Origin of the sequence: Shewanella oncorhynchi (genome assembly GCF_012584455.1) — a bacterium.
Taxonomy (GTDB): domain Bacteria; phylum Pseudomonadota; class Gammaproteobacteria; order Enterobacterales; family Shewanellaceae; genus Shewanella; species Shewanella oncorhynchi.
In genome coordinates this window covers 366,463-389,448 of sequence record NZ_JABAEB010000004.1, presented here as the reverse complement: position 1 = coordinate 389,448, position 22,986 = coordinate 366,463, and the positions used below count along the sequence as shown (strand labels likewise).

At 46.2% G+C, this 22,986-nt stretch carries 15 protein-coding genes; 9 read left to right on the top strand and 6 right to left on the bottom strand.

The annotated features are described in order from the left end of the window. Positions 1-4 precede the first annotated feature (4 nt). Entirely contained in the window at positions 5-1,582 is a 1,578-nt protein-coding gene (gene guaA / locus HGO26_RS08430; RefSeq protein WP_028761248.1) for a glutamine-hydrolyzing GMP synthase, read from the top strand. 154 nt (positions 1,583-1,736) lie between these two features. Then, positions 1,737-2,264, top strand: a complete 528-nt coding sequence (gene tadA, locus HGO26_RS08425) for a tRNA adenosine(34) deaminase TadA (RefSeq protein WP_411569072.1) — start codon at positions 1,737-1,739, stop codon at positions 2,262-2,264. A 465-nt stretch (positions 2,265-2,729) separates the two neighbouring features. On the opposite strand, the gene mltF is transcribed toward tadA, so the two are convergent. Then, positions 2,730-4,160, bottom strand: coding sequence for a membrane-bound lytic murein transglycosylase MltF (gene mltF / locus HGO26_RS08420; RefSeq protein WP_168824519.1), 1,431 nt, complete (start codon positions 4,158-4,160; stop codon positions 2,730-2,732). Between the two features lie 279 nt (positions 4,161-4,439). On the opposite strand from mltF, the gene purL reads away from it, so the two are divergent. The 4 genes from purL (at position 4,440) to cydX (ending at position 12,440) form a co-directional block, all read left to right on the top strand. Further along, positions 4,440-8,321, top strand: a complete 3,882-nt coding sequence (purL, locus tag HGO26_RS08415; protein ID WP_168824618.1) for a phosphoribosylformylglycinamidine synthase — start codon at positions 4,440-4,442, stop codon at positions 8,319-8,321. 1,271 nt (positions 8,322-9,592) lie between these two features. Beyond that, a complete protein-coding gene (locus HGO26_RS08410) occupies positions 9,593-11,149 on the top strand; it encodes a cytochrome ubiquinol oxidase subunit I (RefSeq protein WP_028761244.1) in 1,557 nt (518 codons plus the stop codon). 15 nt (positions 11,150-11,164) lie between these two features. Then, a complete protein-coding gene (gene cydB, locus HGO26_RS08405) occupies positions 11,165-12,304 on the top strand; it encodes a cytochrome d ubiquinol oxidase subunit II (RefSeq protein WP_028761243.1) in 1,140 nt (379 codons plus the stop codon). A 19-nt stretch (positions 12,305-12,323) separates the two neighbouring features. Then, positions 12,324-12,440, top strand: coding sequence for a cytochrome bd-I oxidase subunit CydX (cydX, locus tag HGO26_RS08400; protein WP_011788717.1), 117 nt, complete (start codon positions 12,324-12,326; stop codon positions 12,438-12,440). 609 nt (positions 12,441-13,049) lie between these two features. On the opposite strand, the gene HGO26_RS08395 is transcribed toward cydX, so the two are convergent. Further along, on the bottom strand, positions 13,050-15,053 hold the full coding sequence (locus tag HGO26_RS08395) for a methyl-accepting chemotaxis protein (RefSeq protein ID WP_168824516.1): 2,004 nt from the start codon (positions 15,051-15,053) through the stop codon (positions 13,050-13,052). Positions 15,054-15,313: 260 nt separating this feature from the next. On the opposite strand from HGO26_RS08395, the gene HGO26_RS08390 reads away from it, so the two are divergent. Next, complete coding sequence (locus HGO26_RS08390; RefSeq protein WP_113939445.1) at positions 15,314-15,559, top strand: HP1242/YdcH family protein; 246 nt, start codon at positions 15,314-15,316, stop codon at positions 15,557-15,559. On the opposite strand, the gene HGO26_RS08385 is transcribed toward HGO26_RS08390, so the two are convergent. Together HGO26_RS08385 and HGO26_RS08380 are read right to left on the bottom strand one after the other, a co-directional pair. Further along, on the bottom strand, positions 15,544-18,624 hold the full coding sequence (locus HGO26_RS08385; RefSeq protein WP_168824514.1) for an efflux RND transporter permease subunit: 3,081 nt from the start codon (positions 18,622-18,624) through the stop codon (positions 15,544-15,546). The genes HGO26_RS08390 and HGO26_RS08385 overlap by 16 nt on opposite strands. A 2-nt stretch (positions 18,625-18,626) precedes the next feature. Continuing rightward, entirely contained in the window at positions 18,627-19,733 is a 1,107-nt protein-coding gene (locus tag HGO26_RS08380) for an efflux RND transporter periplasmic adaptor subunit (RefSeq protein ID WP_168824512.1), read from the bottom strand. A 139-nt stretch (positions 19,734-19,872) separates the two neighbouring features. Between HGO26_RS08380 and HGO26_RS08375 the strand changes: the two genes are divergently transcribed. Both HGO26_RS08375 and HGO26_RS08370 read left to right on the top strand, forming a co-directional pair. Beyond that, positions 19,873-20,502, top strand: a complete 630-nt coding sequence (locus tag HGO26_RS08375) for a TetR/AcrR family transcriptional regulator (RefSeq protein ID WP_168824510.1) — start codon at positions 19,873-19,875, stop codon at positions 20,500-20,502. A 120-nt stretch (positions 20,503-20,622) separates the two neighbouring features. After that, the gene (locus HGO26_RS08370) at positions 20,623-21,567 is read left to right on the top strand and encodes a DUF6268 family outer membrane beta-barrel protein (protein ID WP_168824508.1); all 945 of its coding nucleotides are present in this window, start codon (positions 20,623-20,625) and stop codon (positions 21,565-21,567) included. A 12-nt stretch (positions 21,568-21,579) separates the two neighbouring features. Here HGO26_RS08370 and HGO26_RS08365 read toward each other — a convergent pair whose 3' ends face one another. Next, positions 21,580-22,140: a chalcone isomerase family protein gene (locus HGO26_RS08365; protein WP_168824506.1), complete on the bottom strand. Its 561-nt coding sequence runs from the start codon at positions 22,138-22,140 to the stop codon at positions 21,580-21,582. A gap of 299 nt (positions 22,141-22,439) precedes the next feature. After that, positions 22,440-22,919: a DUF2947 domain-containing protein gene (locus HGO26_RS08360; protein WP_168824504.1), complete on the bottom strand. Its 480-nt coding sequence runs from the start codon at positions 22,917-22,919 to the stop codon at positions 22,440-22,442. Positions 22,920-22,986: the final 67 nt, after the last annotated feature.

Below are 22,986 nucleotides of genomic sequence, written 5' to 3'. Positions count from 1 at the left end.
ACCCATGAGCGATATTCATGAGCACAAGATACTGATCCTCGATTTTGGATCCCAGTACACTCAACTGATTGCCCGTCGTATCCGTGAAATCGGCGTTTACTGCGAATTATGGGCTTGGGATGTCACCGAAGCCCAAATCCGCGAATTTGCTCCGAACGGCATTATTCTTGCGGGCGGACCAGAAAGTGTCACGGCTGAAAACTCGCCGCGTGCGCCTGAATACGTCTTTACCGCAGGAGTGCCGGTACTGGGCATTTGTTACGGCATGCAGACTATGTCTGAGCAGCTGGGCGGTAAAGTGATCCAAGGTGTGGGCGAAGGTGAATTCGGCTACGCTCAAATTGAAATGCTGACAGATTCATTGCTATTCAAAGGCATCGAAGATGCGGTTAGCAGTGACGGCAAACCCTTACTCGACGTATGGATGAGCCACGGCGATAAAGTGTCGGCTATTCCTGAAGGGTTTGTGGCGGTCGCTAAAACGGACACTTGCCCATTTGCCGCTATGGCAAACGAAGAGAAGCAATTCTTCGGCGTACAGTTCCACCCAGAAGTGACCCACACTCGCCAAGGTATGCGCATGTTATCGCACTTTGCCTTAGACATTTGTGGCTGTGCAGCCAACTGGAAACCTTCCTCTATCATCGAAGATGCGATTGAGCGCTTGAAGAAGCAAATCGGTGATGATGAAGTGATTTTAGGATTATCGGGCGGTGTTGATTCTTCGGTTGTGGCTATGCTGCTACACCGCGCTATCGGCAAAAAACTGACCTGCGTATTCGTTGATAACGGTTTATTACGTTTGAACGAAGCCGAGCAAGTGATGGAAATGTTTGGCGATCATTTCGGCCTGAATATCATCCACGTTGATGCGGAAAACCGTTTCCTCGATGCGATGAAAGGCGAAGCCGATCCAGAGGCTAAGCGTAAGATCATCGGCCGTGTATTCGTGGAAATTTTCGATGAAGAATCGAAAAAATGCGCCAATGCCAAATGGTTAGCGCAAGGCACGATTTATCCAGACGTGATTGAATCTGCCGGCAGTGCCACAGGCAAAGCCCATGTGATTAAATCTCACCATAACGTTGGCGGTTTGCCAGCCGATATGGCGCTCGGTTTAGTCGAGCCTCTGCGTGAACTGTTCAAAGATGAAGTGCGTAAAATTGGTCTTGAGTTAGGCCTACCATACAACATGCTATATCGTCACCCGTTCCCAGGACCAGGTCTTGGTGTGCGCGTATTAGGTGAAGTGAAAAAAGAATACTGTGACTTGCTGCGCCGCGCCGATGCTATCTTCATCGAAGAACTGCATAAAGCCGACTTATACAATAAAGTCAGTCAAGCCTTTACTGTGTTCTTACCAGTACGCTCTGTTGGCGTGATGGGTGATGGCCGTAAATACGATTGGGTGGTGTCATTGCGCGCCGTCGAAACAATCGATTTTATGACGGCCCATTGGGCACATCTACCCTATGATTTCTTAGGCCGCGTATCAAACCGCATCATCAACGAAGTCGATGGCATTTCCCGCGTAGTTTACGATATCTCTGGCAAGCCGCCAGCGACTATCGAATGGGAATAAGTTAATTATTTGAATTAACGAATAAAAGGCGCCGAGTGCGCCTTTTTTGTTGTTTGATGGATTAACTTAGGTTGAATGGCTCAGCCGTGAAATATCTGTGCTTGACTGATATAATCCGGCTTTATTTTTTGCTAAAAGAGATAAGGTGTAAGTGGTGCAAACGCAACAAGACGAACAATCTCAGCAAGATGAACATTGGATGCAAGTCGCGATGCTGATGGCCGAGAAAGCTGAAGCTGAGGGCGAAGTACCTGTGGGTGCGGTATTGGTCAAAGACGGTCAGCAGATTGCGACGGGTTACAATTTATCCATTAGCCAGCACGATCCTAGCGCCCATGCGGAAATTTTATGTTTGCGGGAAGCGGGGCGTTTGGTCGAAAACTATCGTCTTTTAGATGCGACTTTATATGTCACCCTCGAGCCTTGCGCTATGTGTGCGGGCGCTATGGTGCATAGCAGAATTGCTCGTGTGGTATTTGGCGCACGGGATGAAAAAACGGGTGCAGCGGGTACTGTGGTGAATTTATTGCAACATCCGGCGTTTAATCACCAAGTTGAAGTCACATCAGGGGTGCTGGCCGATGCTTGTAGCGCGCAATTGAGTCGTTTTTTTAAACGTCGCAGGGAAGAGAAAAAAGCCCTGAAACAGGCTCAAAAGGCGCAGCAAGCTATTGGTAAGTGACGATTAACGTGACAGAATTAATCCTGAGACTGAATAAAAGTAAAGAAGAGTTTTTGACGATTTAAAATACGGCGATGACGAATTTTTAGCAAAGTACGACGACGCGCAACGGTATTGTTGATGGTTTTTCTTCTCATATTGACCCCATTAATTGTTATTATCGATGCCCTACAGAGATTTATCTTAGGTCATAACCCAAGACAGTAGCAGTTGCACAGGAGTGCAGCAATAGCACTGGTCAGATAAGCTGAACTAAGCGATGTTTTTCATCGCAAATTTGAGTTAGGTTGATAAACCTTAATTCAGCTTGCCTGTTGCTTAGTATCTGACCTTGTTGAAGACATCTACGTACATCTTGAGTTTTTATGTTGGTGTTCTTGTTACGTAAAACTCTGTACTTGATATATAAGAAGTGAGTTGTTGGATTGTCGTTTGGCCCATGCACCTGAGCGCTAACGAGTTAAGCTATTTAGGTTGATCAGGACTTAACGTTCCTGCTGGAAGTACGGGTTCTTCCGCAGTAAGGTCGCTCGAGTCATCATCGGGGTCGGGTTGTTTCGACTGATTATCCACCCAGACTAGCGTGTCATAGTAGCGACGGATGCTGTCGACGTAATGAACGGCTTCACTGCCTCGGGCGTAACCATAACGTGTTTTTTGATAATATTTACGCTTTTGCAGTAGCGGTAGTACCTTTTTTAAATCTCGCCAAGCATTGGGATTTAACTCCATCGATTCCGCAAGCTTACGTGCATCTTCAATATGGGCATATCCTATGTTGTAAGAGGCCAGCGCAAACCACATGCGTTGACTCTCGGGGATCGATTCTGGCAGGCGATTGATCATATCGTTCAAATACGCCGCGCCGCCGCGAATACTTTCTTCGGCATCGAGTCGGTTGGTGATCCCAATCTCTTTGGCGGTTGGTTGAGTCAACATCATCATGCCACGCACTCCTGTGGCCGAGCGGGCATTAGGATTCCAATGTGATTCTTGATAGCTGGTTGCTGCCAGTTTACGCCAATCTAAATTGCCTGCATGGGTTTCAAATAATTGTCGATAACGCGGCAATACTGTCTCAATGGCACGGATAAATGCGCGAGTATCGATATAATCGAAGCGTTTTACATGACCAAAGTATTTCTCGTTGAGATGATCCAGCGTACCGGCAAGCTTCTCTTGGTGCCAAAAGGCCAGCAATTTACTCATAAGTTCATCACTGTGAGTGGGAGGTAATAGCCAGATCACATCGAGTTTTTCTTCTAGCACAGGGCCTGAGCGTAGGTCGGGCAGGTAGCGACGGTTGATCTGTACGCTGCTGGAGTCGGCGATAGTGTAGTCAATTTCTTTGTTGGCAATCATAGCCAACAACTCTTCACTGTCTTTGTCGGTAATTTGATCCCACACCAGCGTTGGATAATGCTTTTGCAACTGGGTCAAGGTCTCGACGAAGGAAGAGTCGGCGATAACGGTGATCTTGCCTTTTAAGTCGCTGATGTCTTTTGGGGTTGGCATGCCTTCGCGATACACCAACACTTGATTCACCCGGTATAGCGGTGGACCTAAGCGGAACTGTTCTCGCCTTGTGGGCGTTTCTGTCATGCCTGCAGCAATAATATCGATTTCATTCTTTTTGAGGGCTTCGTACAACTCGATACGGTTTGTGTAGGGCACCATTTTTAAGGGCACATTTAAGTATTCGGCAAACAATACCGCCATATCGTAATCGAAACCGCTATCACCTTGGCCCGAGGTCATATAAATCTGTGGGCCGTAAAGTGTACCGACTCTTAGCTCAGTTAACTTTTTTGGCACGAATTCTGTTTCGTCCACGGTCACCTGCTGACAGGCAGTCAGTAGGAAACCTAAGATAAGAGCGAACAGAAATCGAGTCATTAAATGTACTTATAGTAAATAAAATCAATATTATAGATAGCGAGTTAACAGTGGGGCATTAGTGGTGAACTGGCTGACATTGGTGGGATTATATCCGTTTGTCTGCGATTTCGAAAAAAAATCATTCTGGGGGAAAGTACAGCCGACACAATACTGGGCTTTTTATATCACAGGAAACACTGTTTTGCGTAAGGTCGCAGGTGATTTGTGACAGACATTTCCTTATAATAGCGCCACCTCTGACCCCTGCAATAATAAATAATAAGGTGAATAGACGTGATGGAGATCATCCGCGGAGCCCCTGCACTCTCGACGTTTAGGGTGCAAAAGCTGATGGAGGCCTGCGAAAACGCGGCGCTTCCGGTACGCCAAATCTATGCTGAGTATGTCCATTTAGCGGATTTGAGCGAGTTGCTCGATACAAATGAACGCCAGCAACTTGAAAAAATTCTCACCTATGGACCTGCGATAGAAGCTCATATCCCCCAAGGTTCACTCCTGTTTGTCACTCCTCGCCCCGGTACTATTTCTCCTTGGTCTTCAAAAGCCACTGACATCGCGCACAATTGTGGCCTTGGTAAAGTGAAGCGTTTGGAGCGAGGCGTTGCGTATTATGTCGAGTCAGATGCACTGACAGCGCCTCAGCAACAAGCTTTAAATGCGTTGCTGCACGATCGCATGGTTGAAATTATCCTCGATGATTTTACCAAAGCCGATGTGCTGTTCAAACGCACTGAGCCTGCGCCGTTTAAGAGCGTCAATATTCTTGGGGAAGGTCGCCGCGCACTTGAAGTGGCTAACACTGAATTGGGGCTTGCCTTAGCCGAAGATGAAATCGACTATTTAGTCGAGAACTTCGTCCGTTTAGGCCGTAATCCCCATGACATCGAATTGATGATGTTTGCTCAGGCGAACTCTGAGCATTGTCGTCATAAGATTTTTAACGCAGATTGGACCATTGACGGTGAAGTTCAGCCTAAGTCATTGTTCAAAATGATTAAGAACACCTTTGAAACCACGCCTGATCACGTGTTATCTGCCTACAAAGATAACGCTGCTGTGATGGAAGGCTCGGTTGCCGGTCGTTTCTTCCCCGATCCAGATGGGGTGTACAACTACCATACTGAACCTATGCACATCCTGATGAAAGTGGAAACCCACAACCATCCAACCGCCATCAGCCCCTATCCTGGCGCTGCAACCGGTTCAGGTGGTGAAATCCGTGATGAAGGCGCGACAGGTCGTGGTTCTAAACCTAAAGCCGGTTTAACGGGCTTTAGCGTATCCAATTTAAAAATCCCGGGTTTTGTTCAGCCATGGGAAGGTAACTATGGCAAGCCAGAGCGCATCGTCAGTGCGCTGGACATCATGACCGAAGGCCCACTGGGCGGCGCGGCATTTAACAACGAGTTTGGTCGTCCGGCATTGGTCGGTTATTTCCGTACCTACGAGCAGGAAGTCAGCAGCCATAACGGCGTAGAAGTCCGTGGTTACCATAAGCCGATTATGTTAGCCGGTGGTTTGGGTAACATTCGCGAAGAGCATGTACAGAAGGGCGAAATCACCGTCGGCGCTAAGCTGATTGTGCTGGGTGGCCCTGCGATGAACATTGGTTTGGGCGGCGGCGCTGCTTCATCTATGGCATCGGGTCAATCGAGTGAAGACTTAGATTTTGCTTCTGTGCAACGTGAAAACCCCGAAATGGAACGTCGTTGTCAGGAAGTGATTGACCGATGTTGGCAGCTTGGCGATAAAAACCCTATCCAATTTATCCACGATGTGGGCGCGGGCGGTTTGTCGAACGCTTTCCCTGAACTTGTGAATGACGGCGAGCGCGGCGGTTTATTCAATCTGCGTAACGTGCCTTCAGATGAGCCTGGCATGAGCCCGCTGGAAATCTGGTGTAACGAATCACAAGAACGTTATGTGATGTCCGTTGCCCCTGAAAACCTCGCACTATTTACTGCAATTTGTGAGCGTGAGCGTGCCCCGTTTGCGGTTGTGGGGGAAGCAACAGCTGAGAAACATTTAACGCTTAGCGACAGCCATTTCGATAATAATCCTATCGATTTACCGCTCGAAGTCTTATTAGGCAAAGCGCCTAAGATGAGCCGCGATGTGGTATCGGCTAAAGCGGTATCACCCGCGTTAGCGCAAGATAATATTGAAGTTAAAGAAGCGGTTAAACGCGTACTGAGCTTGCCTACAGTTGCGGATAAAACCTTCCTTATCACTATTGGCGACCGCACAGTTACGGGTTTAGTGAACCGTGACCAAATGGTGGGCCCATGGCAAGTGCCTGTGGCCGATTGCGCGGTCACAGCGGCAAGCTTTGATACCTACGCCGGTGAAGCTATGTCACTGGGTGAACGTACACCGCTAGCGCTACTAGACTTTGGCGCCTCTGCCCGTATGGCTGTGGCTGAGTCAATCATGAATATCGCTGGTGCCGATATCGGTGCATTTAAGCGTATTAAGCTTTCTGCCAACTGGATGTCTGCCGCGGGTCACCCTGGTGAAGATGCGGGTCTTTATGAAGCGGTGAAAGCCGTAGGTGAAGAATTGTGTCCAGAGCTGAGCCTGACCATTCCGGTCGGTAAAGACTCTATGTCGATGAAGACTGCATGGCAGCAAGATGGCGCGGATAAAACCGTGACGTCGCCTATGTCATTGGTCATTACCGCCTTTGGTGTGGTGCAAGATATTCGCAATACAGTGACGCCAGAGCTACGCACCGATAAAGGCGAAACGTCTTTACTGTTAGTGGATTTAGGTGCGGGCAAAAATCGTTTAGGCGGTTCTTGTTTAGCCCAAGTGTTTGGTGAGCTGGGTGATATTGCGCCGGATCTTGACGATGCTGCACTGCTGCGCGGTTTCTTCGAAACGATGCAAAATCTGGTGGCTAAGAAGTCGGTTATCGCTTACCACGACCGTAGCGACGGTGGTTTATTCACTACCTTAGTGGAAATGGCTTTTGCCGGTAATACAGGTTTAGACATAGATGTAGAAGACTTGCAGGGCACTGATTTAGAACGACTCTTTAATGAGGAGCTCGGCGCTGTGCTGCAAGTGAGCCGTGACAATGCTGCGAAAATTGCCGCTCAGTTCGCTATCGCTGGCGTGCCTTGCCATGTGATCGGAACTCTAGCCGACGATCAACGCATCACCATTAAAGATGGCGCGCGTGAAATCTTCAGTGATACCCGTGTAGCGCTGCGTACTGTGTGGTCAGAAACCACGTATCGTATGCAAGCTCTGCGTGATAACCCAGCGTGCGCGCTTGAAGAGTTCAAACTTAAGCAAGACGAAACCGATTTAGGCTTAACCGTTAACTTAAGTTTTGATCCAAGCACTGATGTTGCCGCGCCTTATATTCTTAAGGGCGCTGCGCCTAAGATGGCGATTTTGCGTGAGCAGGGCGTTAACTCCCACGTAGAAATGGCCGCTGCTTTTGATCGTGCCGGATTTGAAAGCCGCGACGTACACATGTCGGATATTTTATCTGGCCGTATCAGCCTAGGTGAGTTTCAAGGCCTAGTGGCCTGTGGTGGCTTCTCCTACGGTGACGTATTAGGTGCGGGTGAAGGTTGGGCTAAGTCGATTTTGTTTAATGAGCGTGCTCGCGATGAGTTTTCTCGTTTCTTTGAACGTGACTCAAGTTTCGCCCTTGGCGTGTGTAATGGTTGTCAAATGCTGTCAAACCTGAAAGAAATTATCCCAGGCAGCGAGCACTGGCCACGTTTTGTGCGTAACCGCTCGGAGCGTTTTGAAGCGCGTTTTAGCTTAGTTGAAGTGCAACAGAGCCCGTCGTTATTCTTCCAAGGTATGGCAGGTTCACGTATGCCCATTGCTGTATCCCACGGTGAAGGTTTGGCTGAGTTTGCTAGCCCTGAAGCGCTGGCGATTGCCGAAGCGTCAGGCACGATTGCGCTGCGTTTTGTCAATGGTAAGGGGAATATCGCGACTCAGTATCCACAAAACCCGAACGGCTCGCCAAATGGCTTGACTGGGATTTGTACCACCGATGGCCGCGTAACCTTGATGATGCCGCACCCCGAACGTGTGTTCAGAACTGTGGCGAACTCTTGGCATCCAGATGCTTGGGGTGAAGATAGCCCTTGGATGCGTATGTTCCGTAATGCACGAGTGACCTTAGGTTAAGCGTTTAAAGTCAACGGCTTTTGCCTTTGTTGAGTGGTAAAAGCAGGTTAATGAAAGCGTAAAAAAGGAGCGATAATTTCGCTCCTTTTTTTATATATAAAATGCATTTTATGGAAGTGATTGTATTTCAAATTATTAACGCTTGTTGCAAATAATCTAATGGACTAAAGTGGCAAAATAGCCACTTTAATCGGTAAATACCTATTAATAGGTATGTTGCGCATTTGATACGGGGCGTGGTGTTTTATGGGGTTTTGGAGTTGTTGGGGGATGCTAGGGTCTTAATATAGAAAAAGCCCCCAATCTCAGGGAGATGGGGGCCCGTTTTGCGCTAACAAAACTTCACATAAATGCAATAAATTTCACGAGTAATTCTGGGGATTATTTCAGCTCATTAGCTGTATAAAGTTCAACAAAAACACGCTTGTAGCTGTTAACCAGACGTTCAAATAATTTAGTCATATCGATATCTCCACACCAAAAGTTAGTACCTATGTGCGCGAAGTTGGTCTTGGCTGGGCTACGACACCAGTTCTACCAAATTGTCTCCTTAACACAGGACATATATTAAACAACTTAGGTTAGCTTCTCAAACGAGAAAAAATACAAATATTCATTATTAAAACTAATGCATTTTAGCCTGTTCGATTGTGATTTTTTATATTTATATGTATTTATATTTGATTTTAAAGGTTTTAAATTATGGCTCACTTAAATTTGTGACAATATTTTTTAGTTAATTTGTTGCAACATTATTTATTTATTGGTTTTTTGATGATTAGAGCTGATTTTTACTGCCTAGTTGGTAAAAGTATGACTTTATATTAATTAATGGCTGCTCACTACTCTTGTTTTTCTCGATTGTCAATCCTCTCTGGTGGGGAAGTGTGTTCCTCACCGCAAAACCCACCTAAACCCCTGAGTTTGATTGATTTGCATCAAAGCGAGGTGGTATAAAATAGCCACAAATGAAAATGAATAAATATCTTAACTATCTGATATTTATATCGATGAAATCATTTGATTGAGTGAGTGGTAGGGCGTCGGTCTCAGTTACTTGCGATAGTGTGACTCGCGTCTCAATATGCAACAGATATTGGTACTTTTTAGCCCTTGCTGCTTCGAACTAATGCAAAAGATTAAATTTAACGGTTTATACTGTTGTCGCAGATATAAACACAAAATGAAAACTCACTATCCTACAAAGGCACTTGCTGTGATTGACGCGGGTTTTGTCATAGCAATTGGACGCACCAAGTAAGGAGTCACCGATGATTGTTGAAGAGGTTGTTGAGCTATCGCGGTTGCAGTTTGCGCTGACAGCCATGTATCACTTCCTATTTGTTCCCTTGACTTTGGGGTTGGCATTTTTGCTGGCTATCATGGAATCACTGTATGTGATGACAGATAAACAAATTTATAAAGATATGACTAAGTTCTGGGGTAAGTTATTTGGTATTAACTTTGCCTTGGGGGTTACCACAGGTTTGGCAATGGAATTCCAGTTTGGTACTAACTGGTCTTACTATTCGCATTACGTAGGGGACATCTTTGGTGCGCCTCTGGCTATTGAAGGTTTAATGGCCTTCTTCCTTGAATCTACCTTCGTGGGTATGTTCTTCTTCGGTTGGGATCGTTTCACTAAGCGTCAGCATTTAGTCGTGACTTGGTTAGTGGCCTTTGGTTCTAACATGTCGGCATTGTGGATCCTAGTGGCAAACGGTTGGATGCAAAACCCTGTGGGTTCAGTGTTCAACTACGAAACCATGCGTATGGAAATGACCAGCTTCGCTGAGGTTGTGTTTAACCCTGTCGCGCAGGTGAAGTTTGTTCACACCGTCGCTTCGGGTTATGTGGCGGGTGCCATGTTTGTACTGGCGATCAGTGCTTATTACATCCTCAAGAAACGTGACTTACCTTTTGCCCGTCGCTCATTCGCGATTGCGGCAAGCTTTGGTATGGCGGCGATTCTGTCGGTTATCGTGTTAGGTGACGAATCTGGCTATAAAGTGGGTGAAGCACAGCGCGTTAAGTTAGCAGCGATTGAAGCTGAGTGGCATACAGAGCCTGCTCCAGCGGCCTTTACTGCTGTCGGTTTTCCGAATCAAGAAACCATGAAAACAGATTTTGCAGTCAAAATTCCTTATGCGATGGGTATAGTGGCAACACGCTCGTTGGATGAAGAAGTGACTGGTATTCATGACTTGATTGCTGAGCATGAAGTGCGTATCCGTAACGGTATGAAAGCCTATGCCATGCTAGTGAAACTGCGTGCGGGTGAAGAAACGCCTGAACTACGTGCTGCTTTTGAAGAAGCGAAAGTCGACTTAGGCTACGGTTTCTTACTGAAACGCTACACAGACAAAGTGGTCGATGCGACTGAAGAGCAAATTAAAGCAGCTGCTAAAGATTCTATCCCGAACGTAGCACCGATTTTCTGGAGCTTCCGTGTGATGGTAGGTCTAGGCTTTATCATGCTGTTCGTATTTGCTGCGGCATTCTGGCAAAGCACACGTCATCAAATCGCCGAGAAAAAATGGGTACTTAAAGCTGCACTTTATAGCTTGCCATTGCCTTGGATCGCGATTGAGTGTGGTTGGTTTGTGGCTGAGTATGGTCGTCAACCTTGGACGATTTCTGAGGTACTACCGACCTTTATGTCTGCGTCAAGCTTAACGACTGGCGACTTATGGTTCAGTATCCTTTCTATCACCTTGTTCTACACTGTACTGCTGGTGATTGAGATGTTCTTGATGTTTAAGTTTGCCCGCATTGGTCCGAGCAGTTTGAAAACTGGTCGTTATCATTTCGAGAACCTAGAAGCCTAAGCAGAGGATTTCATTATGTTTGATTATGAAATATTAAGAGTTATCTGGTGGGCTCTGATCGGCGTACTGTTCATCGGATTTGCGGTTACTGATGGTTTTGACATGGGTGTCGGTGCGTTACTGCCAATTATAGGCAAAGACGATACTGAACGCCGTATCATGGTTAACACTATTGCTCCCCATTGGGACGGCAACCAAGTGTGGTTAATCACAGCAGGCGGTGCGTTATTTGCCGCTTGGCCTATGGTGTATGCAGTGTCTTTCTCTGGCTTCTATGTCGCCATGATGTTAGTGCTGTTTGCCCTCTACATGCGTCCAGTCGGATTCGATTATCGTTCTAAAATCGAAAATCCAAAGTGGCGTAAGTCATGGGATTGGGCCTTGTTTGCCGGTGGTTTTGTGCCACCGCTGATCATAGGCGTGGCCTTTGGTAACTTGTTGCAAGGTGTGCCTTTTGAATTCGACGAGTTCCTACGTGCGACTTATCACGGTGGTCTGTTCGGCCTGTTGAATCCTTTCGGTTTGCTGGCAGGTCTTGTGAGCGTGAGCATGTTTATGATGCAAGGCGCTTCTTGGCTACAAATGAAGACTGACAGTGAGCTGCGTGTTCGTGCTGCGAAAGCCACGCAATTCTTCGCACTGTTAGTGGCAGTGTTGTTTGCTGCTGCGGGTGTGTGGTTAGCCAATGGTATTGATGGTTATGTAGTGACTTCAGTACTGGACCATAATGCGGTTTCTAACCCAGCCATGAAAACCGTCGCAATTGAAGCGGGTGCTTGGCTTGCCAACTATGACAAATACCCCATCACTATGCTGTTTCCTATCTTAGGTGTGGCATTGCCTCTACTAGTGATTTTGGTTAGCCGCTTTAACCGTTCAGGTTTTGCGTTCCTATTCAGCTCACTCACTGTGGCTATGGTGATTTTGACCTGCGGTGCAGCAATGTTCCCATTCGTCATGCCATCATCACTTAACCCTAACGTCAGTTTGACTATGTGGGATGCAACAGCCAGTAAAATGACCTTAGGTGTTATGACTGCTGCTGCAGCGATTTTCGTACCTATAGTGTTGAGCTACACTGTCTGGACTTACTACAAGATGTTTGGTCGTATCGGCCGTAAGCATATTGAAGATAACAAAGCCTCACTCTATTAGGCATTAAGGAGCATCTGCTATGTGGTATTTTACGTGGATATTAGGGGTTTTGTTGGCCTGTTCTTTTGGGATTATCAATGCCCTGTGGCTTGAGAATACAGAGAACATGGACAGATCGGCAGAAGATGCCGAGTAACGTCTAAACTCGATTTAAAAACCTCGCATCAGCGGGGTTTTTTATTGGGATTTTTTGATGGCTGAGGTTATTTTAGTTTGAAGTAGAGCGGCGTTATCGTATTAGGCCAAGCAGTTAACTTCGCTGCAGAGTGGTGATGTAACTGCAGCGAATAGGCCTGATATCATCGCTTTTTGATTGTGCTCTCTGCAGATGCTTGCTCGCATGGTTAAAGATATTTTCTCCATTACTCCTTTACGTCAGGCTCCTAAATCAAAGTCCCAAATCCATTTCTTAAATGTGGCTCCTAGTGCTGTTATAAAAAATGCCGCCCAGTTAGGGCGGCATTTAACGTTTGATAAAGCACTAACTCTGTATCTAACCTGAACTCGGGATAACGAGTGTCGAAAAATCTAAATTTAACAAATTAAATCAATTACATAAAATTATTCGTTTAAAGCGAAAAATCTATTTCCTGACTGAATGCGCAGATTTTTGCGCATATCAAGGCGCTCTGTCGTACGCCATAGCGAGCTATGGTTAGACAGAGCAACGCAGAGAGGCCCGAAAAGATGCCTATTCAGCGGCTCTGCTTATCCCGAGCTCAGGTTATCTAAGTCCGTATTTGAGTTATGCCTTAAACTGGCTTATTTGGCGTTTTAAGGCGGCGGCTAAGGAAGACAGTTCATTGGCAGAATGCACTGTTTCAGTGGCACGGTGCTCGCCTTCGTTAGCGAGTTCGCTGATCTGATGCAAATTGTGGGTTATCTCTTGTGCAACACTGCTTTGCTGCTCAGTAGCCGAGGCAATATTGCGTGAGCTAATCGCGAGTTCGCCAATCCTACGGGTGATTTCCTTCAGTTGTTCACCCGTTGCTTCACCCTGTGCTGCAGATTCCATTCCTAATTGATGACTTTGGCTCATTTGTTCTGTGGTGCTTTTCACTTGAGTTTGCAGCTTTTCAATCGTTTGGCCAATTTCTACAATGGATGACTGGGTCCGCTGGGCGAGAGTTCTCACCTCATCGGCAACGACGGCAAAGCCTCGACCTTGATCGCCTGCGCGCGCCGCTTCAATCGCTGCATTTAATGCGAGTAAATTAGTTTGCTCGGCAATGCTGTTAATGACTTCGGTCACTTTGCTGATCGCTTCACTTTCATGGCTGACTTTTTCAACCGATTGATGACTGTTGCTGAGTTGCTGACTGAGTTTGAGTAAATCCTGCACCACTTTAGTCTGTTGGTTTTGACCTTCTTTGGCTGCGGCATCCACTTGCTGGCTTTGAACTGCGCCATCTTGGGCATGATTAGCCACATCACGTATCGAGGTCGACATTTCTTCGATGGCAGTTGCGATTTGATCCGTTTGTAGCATTAGGGCTTGAGCTTCTTCACCATTTTGCTTCGCGATACTCTGTGCCTTGGAGGCTTGTTGCTCTAGACTCATGACTGAATCCTGCAATGCAATAATCAATTGCCTGAGCTCTGAGGACATAGTCGATACGCTGGTCGTAATTCGATCCACTTCGTTTTGACTCTGTGGTTCTGATGGCGCTAAGTGATGGCTAAAATCGCCACTGCCTAAATTTTCCATATGCACTTGGAGGGCATGCAAAGGTTTGAGTGCGCGAATTAAGACAACTGATAATAGCGCTGTGATCAGCGCGATCCCTGTGATAGCAACGATGGCGTTGATGGTGAGCAATTGCATACTTTCTTCATTAAGCTCACTTGCCTTGACTTGACCCACTAGCACCCAATTCCAGCCCGTCACGGTTTGGCTATAGGCAAACATAGGCTCATTTTTACTATTGCTGTAATGGGATTCCGCATCATTTTGGGTGGCATTTGCAACACTTAAGCCATCAAGCATACTTTCGGTGATGATGTCACCTGCATTGAACTTAGGATGGGCGACCAACACATTGTCTGCTTTGCGTACTAATAGAAAATGGCCACTTTCTTCTAAGGTGATTCTGTTAACTGCTTCTTGTAATTGTTTTAAGGAACTGGTGATGTCGAAACCAATATATAAGATGCCAATGACTTTGCCCTGTGTGTCTTTCACTGGACGATAGACTGTCATGTAGTCTTTGCCGAAAAGTTTGGCATAACCTTCGTATTCATTACCGCTGATCAGCACTTGATAGCCTGGATGTGTTTTGCCAAGGGAAGTACCTAGTGCACGGCTGCCATCGGCTTTTTTGAGCGAAGTCGAAACTCGCATAAAGTCATCGCCATCACGCACGAATACCGTAGCGGTACCGCCAGTTAGATTAGCAAAACGATCGACTTTACTTTTTGATGAGTTCACTTGTTCTTGTTCGTGCATTAGGGTTGGAGAGCCAACTCCCATCACATTGACAGTTTTATTTTGCAGACTAAATTGTCCAGGATACATTTCCTTAAAAACATCGGCGTTGCGTCTCGCAAGTTGCAGAAGACTATCGTACTGCAGCTCTAACATGTCTGAAACTGCACGCATTTCAGATTTCATGGCACTGATACCTTTATCTTCTAATACATTTGAAGCGGCTTTATAGGAGACGGTACTCAGTACGCCAAAGATGAGAAGAGTAAGAATAAACGCGAGGGCGCCAATTTGTTTTGCAATAGGCCAATTTTTATAATTCATCGTAAGATCCTATAGGTAACGGTTACATCAATGTAGCCTAAGTTTTACTCTGTAGTCTTGATGTGGGTCTAAAACTTCTGCAATTTTAAACTCATTTCGTTGATATTTTTGCAGTTTTAGACTTGGACTCATCGGCTTATTTTGCAGAAATGTTAGCAAATAACATGCCCAAGTACTGGCTGTATTCTGAGGGTATAGACTAAGCTGCTTAAGGTGAATGGAGTTCATAGTGTTAGAACCACATTATAGGAGAAGTGTATATGCTAGGTGAGAATCATGCGTTGGTTTATGAGTTTCCTGATTTTGTCGATCAAATTAAGCATTTAAAAGTGAATAATACCGTCTTCGCGACCATGGCTAGTCGTTACCATGAACTCGATAATAAAATTAGGGCGCTGGAGTTAACAAAAGTGCCCACCGCCGATGAGCACTTTTTAGCGTTAAAATTAGAGCGATTAAACCTTAAAGATAAACTGTATCAATATCTAGTTCATGATGCGATTTGAGCTTGTATTGCGGATGGGGTGTTCGCTGTACGGATTCTCATTAGCAGCAAATACATTGTTGGAACCCACACCAGAGAAAGTAAAGTCGTTAGCAGCGTGCCGCCCGCGATAGCAATGGCAAAGGGAGGCCAAAACCCGCCGCCAGCAATGATGAGCGGAATAAAACCGCCCACGGTGGTAATGGTCGTTGAGCTGATATGACGACCACAGCTGCTGACGGTAGAGACTATGGTTTCCATATCGCCGAGCCGAGCGCTCGGCATATCTTCTAGTTCGGCCAAGATCACAATCGCAGCGTTAATGGCAAGTCCCATTAATCCAAGTAGTCCTATGATGACCGGGAATCCAAAGGGATAACCAAATACAAACACGGCTAATAGGCCAAGTCCTGCCGATTGTATCGCGCTCAATAGAATAATCGCCGTGAGCCTAAAGGAGTTGAACGACAACACCACAGTGGCTAATAACAAGGTGACGACCAACATCATATTGGACAGTAAATTACCGACCGCTTCGTTACGCTTAGCGCTTTCACCACCGATTTCAATGCGATAACCCGATGGCAACGGTAATTGAGCCACTTTATCTTTAACATCATTAAGCACTTGAGCAGGTAATACCCCACTGACGATGTAGGCTTCTATAGTATTAACCCTTTGGCCGTTGCGCCTTGGAATGGCACCTCGGCTCACTTGCACTTCGTTGTGGGCGAGGGCGGATAATGCAACAGACTCACCCGAAGGTGTCATTAATTGAATTTCAGAAAGGCGGCTCACCTGCTCGCGACTGTCATCAGCAAGGCGAACTCGTACGGGTAAGGATTCTGTTTGCTCAAGCACGCTACCACCGATAACGCCTGTGGTTGACATTTGGATCTGTTTGGCAATGTCCGTCAGGCTTAACCCACTCATTAGACTGGCATCTTCATTTACCTGTAGCCACAGCTTAGGTGCACCGGCACTTAAGGTTGCACGTGTGTGAAGTACGTCCGGCGTTTGCGCGAGAATATTACGAACTTCGTCGCCCAATGATCGCAAAGTATCTAGATTCGGGCCGAAGATCATTAACTCCACTGGCGCATTAAAGGGCGGGCCTTGCTCGAGTTTTCGAACTAGTACTTGCGCTTCGGGAAAAGCGCTATCAAATTGCTGTTGTAATTCGGGGATTAACTCATTGGCACGCTCAAAGTCAGTCACTTTTACCATGGCCTGTGCATAGTTAGTCGCCCCTTGTTGGCGCTGCGTCAGGTTGTAATAAAATGAGGGCGTATTACCGCCCACCACCCAATCGACTTGAGTGATCCCTGTGACTGCGTGGAGTTTTTTATCCATCAACTGCACTTGGTTCAAGGTGTTTTCTAAACTCACATGGGGCGCAAGATAGATTTCAATTTGGAACATGTCCCTGTCCGATGGCGGAAAGAATTGCTCCGTCATCTTACCCGAGGCGAAAAACCCTAATACTGGTGTAATGCCGATAAGCAGCGCGCTGACGATAGGGCGTTTAAGGGCAATTCTCAGGCTCGCTTGAAAATATTGGCTCACTAGCGGGAGGTTGATCCCGTGTTGATACCAGACATCCTGTTTACCTTCATGACTAAAACGTCCCGCGAGCCCTGCAATTAACGTATGGGAAATCACGTAAGAGCCCAGCAGCGCAAACATCACTGACATGGCAATGCCACCGACAAATTCCCCCGCAGCACCGGGCATGAGTACTATGGGCGCAAAAGCCAAAATAGTGGTGATAGTCGATCCCGCTAAGGGCAGCCAAAGGTGGTGTAAGGTTTCGCTCACTGCGGCTAAACGGCTCATTCCTTGCTGACGCCTTTGCGATATGGCATCGACAATCACTATCGCATTGTCCACCATGATCCCAAGGGCGACGACGAGTCCTGTCACCGACATTTGATGTATCGGCAGGCCGATATATTTCATGCAGGCCAAGGTAAACAGCGCTGTGAGCGGCAATGAAATCGCCACTATGATGGCGTTTCTTAAGCCTAGGGTGAGGAGTAATACCAGCAAGATGATGACAAATCCTTGCAGCAGGTTAACCACTAGCCCGCCAAGTCGTTCGCTTGTGTAACTGTTTTGCTCGAATAGCCATTGGATCTGGATATTAGCGGGGACTTCGCGATTGAGTTCGTCAACGACGTTATTGACTTGCGCTTGCCAAAGATCAACACGGGTATTATCGATCATTCGCACTGCAACCATTACGCCTTGTTCACCATCGACTAACGCTATGCTATCCGCTGGGGTTTGAGCTTGGCGAGTCACAGTGGCTATGTCGCCGAGGCGAATAATTTGCCCTTGGCTATCAATTTTAAGCGGCACTTGGCGAATACGGGTTAAAGAATCAAGCTCGCCGGAGGCTTCAACTAAGGCACGAAATTCACGGTTGTTGATTTCACCGGCAGCAATTTTACTGTCGGCGCCGCTGAGAATATGGGCGATGGACGCAGGAGAGAGCTGTAACTGGCTCATCTTGTTACCATCAAGCTGCACTAGCATTTCTTCGGTCGGTGCGCCGTAAAGTTTGATAAAATCCGTGCCTGATAACAGCCTGAGCCGACTCTGTAATTCTTTTGCGTAGCGGTTTAGCATGTCGACTTGTACGGGCGTATTACTATTCCACACTAAACTTAAGATGGCGGTGTAGGCATAACCAATTTGATCATCGAGTGTGGGAGATTGTATGCCCTCAGGTAAATTAATTTTCGCATCGGCCAATAAATCCCGTGCTCGAGACCATACGGGAGCCGTTTCTTTAACTGTGTCTTTCAATTCTAACTGTATAACTGAAATCCCTGGTCGAGAGGTTGATTGGATCAACTTAATTTCTTCCAAACGTCTGAGCTGGTTCTCAATGACTTCAGTCACTAAGGCTTCTACCCGCTCGGCTGAGGCGCCAGGATAAGGGGTGATCACAGAGGCGAAACGGTTAGTTATGTGGGGATCTTCAGTACGCGGTAGGCTCGATATTGCACCAAAGCCTGCGACAAGTAATAGCGCAATAACGAGGCTGACTAAGCGGCCGTTTTCAACAAAGGCTTTAATCATAATTACCTCGTGGCTGCAGCAATGGGAGATACAGTTTGGCCTACGACCAGCTTATGCAGCCCTTGGCTGACATAGATTTCATTAGGCTGAATCGCGCCTTGAATGTAGGCCATGTCTTGGGTGGTGTAGAGGATTTCCACATCGCGGCGCTCTATGATGGATTGCTGTTCATAGTTTGCGATGACATAGAGATTCCATAATCCGCGAATACCATCCGTCAATGCGGAAATGGGTACCCAATAGCCCGGTTGCGGGATTTGCTGTTGTTGATGCAGATACGCAATTTCGCCATTGATTACATGGGCATCATTTGGCAGGCTTATTCTTAGTTGTAGGGTACGACTGATGGGATTGACTTCAGCGCTAATACCGGCAATTTCAGCAGTAAAGGTTTGATCTCGTACACTAACTTGCACTTGCTGTTTGGTGTTAAATTGCTCCGCTAGCGCAACAGGAACACCAATATAAGCTTCAGGATTGATGTTACCCACTAAGGTGAAGATAGGACTGCCCGCGGCAATCACTTCGCCAAGATTATGTAGCCTTTGGCTTATGGTACCGTCAAAGGGAGCCATTAAAATGGATTTGTCGAGCTTAAGTTGGTTGGCATGCTGCGAGGCAAGTAGACGGTTTTTCGCTGCGGCTAAGCTATTTAATTGTGAGCGGTTTTCATCTAATAGCTGCTCAGAGACATAGCCCGATTTTTTCAATTCTTGATTACGTTTTAGAGTGCTGGTGGCCAGATCAACATCGGCTTGGGTTTGTGCCAGACTTGCTTGGATCTCTTGACGCTCGGCTTCGAGTAGCCGGGTATCGAGAACGGCAAGTATTTGTCCTTGCTTAACTTTACTCCCAGAATCGACCTGTAAATTGTTTAACTTTCCCGCTAGTTCAAAGCCTACACCTGTGGTATTACCTGCACGGATGGTGCCAGTGAAGGTCTGAAAGTGTTCATAACTTGGGGTCTGGATCAACGCTTGGCTTGTGACTGTGGGTAGCGTGGCTGTCGTAGCGTGTTCGGTGACTTCCTTTTGACAGGCGGATAATGTGGCTAAAGCAAACACGCAGACGCTAAGAGTACGCCAAGAAAGTCGGGCAGTTCGATCCATTTTAAAGGCTTCCGCTGTAAGTTAAACGTTAATACTATGTAACTAGACTTGCTAGTCTAGTTGCACAAAACTAGACTGTCTAGTCTATTTTGTGCTTAACTAATGCCAATTAATTATGTCTATCTATTTGAGAGTTGATATGACGCATTCCTCTGAGACGCAATTACCTTTGAGCCGTAGTGAACAAAAACGTCAGCAAGTCCTTATGGCTGCAATTGATTTGTTTTGTCGTCAAGGTTTCCCTCATACCAGTATGGATGAGGTTGCAAAGCTTGCGGGCGTGTCGAAACAAACCGTATATTCCCATTACGGTAGCAAAGATGAATTATTTGTTGCGGCAATTGAATCTAAGTGTGTTGGCCATAATCTTAATGATGATTTGTTAAGTGATCCCACTAAACCGGAATCGGCATTAACCCAATTTGCCTTGCAATTTGGGGAGATGATTGTCAGTCCTGAAGCTATTACTGTATTCAAAGCCTGTGTGGCGCAATCCGAAAGTCATCCTGAAGTGTCGCGATTGTTCTTTGATGCAGGCCCTAAACATATAGTGGGATTATTGGCGGATTATTTAGTCGCTGTAGAGGCGTTAGGGCAATATCGATTTGGTAATGCTCACCATAGTGCAGTGCGTTTATGTTTAATGTTGTTTGGTGAGTTAAAGCTTAAATTAGAATTGGGATTAGTGGCCGATGAACTTTTTGACGACAGGAATCATTATATATTGGGTTGTGCTGACATGTTCTTGAGGGCGCATCGGGTAGAGTGAAGGCTTGTTTGTTTCAGAGGTATTAGTTTGTATCTTCATTTTGAAAGTGTGAACCTTTTTATTCAATAGCGCGTATTATGCACAAAAATTTATTCATTATTTTAAATGCAAGGAGCTAGCGTGGCTAATCGAAAACTCGCACCATTAAGCGTAAAACAGCGGTTGCTGAAAGGCAGTTTGTTATTGTTACCGTTAATGAGCTGTGCCGCTATTGCAGCGGATAAACCTTCGCAGGAATACAAACCTTTTAGATTAAGTGTCACGCAGATCAGCACCCAAAGCGCCGAGGTGGCCAATGGCAATACTGAGCTACAAAGGGACAGCTTATTACTGAATGCTGGGATGAATGTATCGCTGGATAAGCAATGGTCGCTAGGCTTTCGTGTGGGCTATGACAGACTTGATTATGACTGGCGTAACATCACGCTTACTGGCGCAAACAATGTCGCACCGCTGTTTGGCACCGACGGACAGAATTGGGATCATATTAATCGTTACCGTGCCGGAGTGTCGTTAAATTATCGCATGGATAAACATTGGGCCTTCTTTTTAGCGCCGCAGATCCAATATGCCTACGCCGATACTGCATCGGCTAGCCAAGCTCAGAGTTACGGTATTGTGGCATCGGCCATGTATGCATTTGATTCGGGAAACATGATTGGCTTTGGGGTCGCGTATCTTAATGATATCGATGAAGTTCGCACAGTGCCTTATCTTGCCATGCGTTGGCAGATAGATGAACATTGGACACTGGCTAATCCATTCCAAGCCGGTTTTAGTGGTCCAGCAGGACTAGAGCTCAGTTATCAATTCAATCCTGATTGGAATATTGGTTTGGGGAGTTCACGTCGTACTGAGCGATTCCTTATTGAGGATGATGATATTGCTGTGGAAACGAACGAATGGGTGAGCTATCTGCGTGGCGGTTGGCGAGCAACGCCTGCTTTAACCGTAAATCTCTATGCTGGTTATTACTTTGATGGTGAGTTAGAAGTGACAAATCAAGCCGCGCTTGAAATGGATAACCAAGGCGCAGCGGCCTTGGATATCGAATTCAAATTCTAACGTTAATGTCAGTTATTTGCCCAGCATGGCCTCTTTGAGGCTTTTCTGGGCTGGCTTATCACCTAGCCAAATTTTTAACAATGCTTGACGGAACATTTCACCTTCGATGGTGGCTTGTTCCTGACCATTTTTATAGGCTGTCACGCCACGGGCTTTATTGGCGACTAAGGTAAATTGGTCACCTTCTTTAATTTCTTCCTTAAACAGCGCCATAAAGGTATCTATCTGCGGTTGAATATCGGCGGTGTTTTCTGCAGTCGCTTGCTCAAAACCTTCAGTGATCGCATCGCGCATTTTTTCTGAGGTGATCATGCCTGAGGTAATGTTAAGGCGTATCGCTGCAACTGGTGCATCAATAACCGCTGTAGTGCTACTCAATGCTGCTGGCAAATACAAACTGCCTACATATAAATCCATAAAGAACTTACTGCGAACGCCCGCGCCATTGAGCTGTAATGTTTGACTATCTAATGTCACTGTCTCGGCGACTTGCACTCCTGAGACTTCTTTGGCCATTAATGTGTGGGGTAATAACAGCGCGCTTGCTAGGGTAAGAGTGGAGAGTAACTTCATAATACACCTCATTTTTCTATTTTAATTATTGGGTTTTAAGCAGATTTTTATGAGTATTTACAGCAAAAAGTTGACCCAAACTTCTCAAATACTCGACACCGAAAACGGATGTTAATCTAAAGAAGAGGAGAGAGATAGGCTAATTGTGTTTACGCATTATTCGAAAATGGCTAATATGGCATACTCATCATTAAGTATGAGCATGCCAACAAGATGACTCCTCGCGCTAAACTATTGCGTAAAAGTGTTGGCGTAAAGCTATCGATGGGAAATCATCAGCGTTAAGCGCCCTGTATAAATTATCCGCGAGTGCCTAGCTTGTATTGACCACTCTGTTCGAACATCACCGCTTGTTTCTGTTTTGGCGAGATCAAAATGGGACCGTCGTCAAAGAAAAGAAAACACTTCCAATTGCGGACGAACACATCCCAACGAGTTTCAATAATCTGATATTTTTCATAGCAAAAATACACCGGCGTCTCATCGGGCCATTGTATAAACTCAGCTAACATGATGGGTAAACTGCTATCTTCACTATCCCAAGCGCTCTGCCAATGATCTGTTTCCACCCAAGCATCAGCCTTCGCCGCCCAATCTCCCTTAGAAAATTGCTCCGCACGACTACTCTTGTTGCTGATCCATTGATTCCAGATTTCCATCGCACTTTTATCTGTTAACGGCAGGATATGCGCCTTGTCCTCGTCGGTGACAGGCAAGTCTTTGTGGTTGAAAATCCACTTACGGCGGTAAGTTTCTAAAGGTATATAGGTATGAGCCAAACAAAATCTCCTAGGATATGCAGATGAGCAATGCTGAAACGAGGCTAATTATACGGTCTAGCGAGGT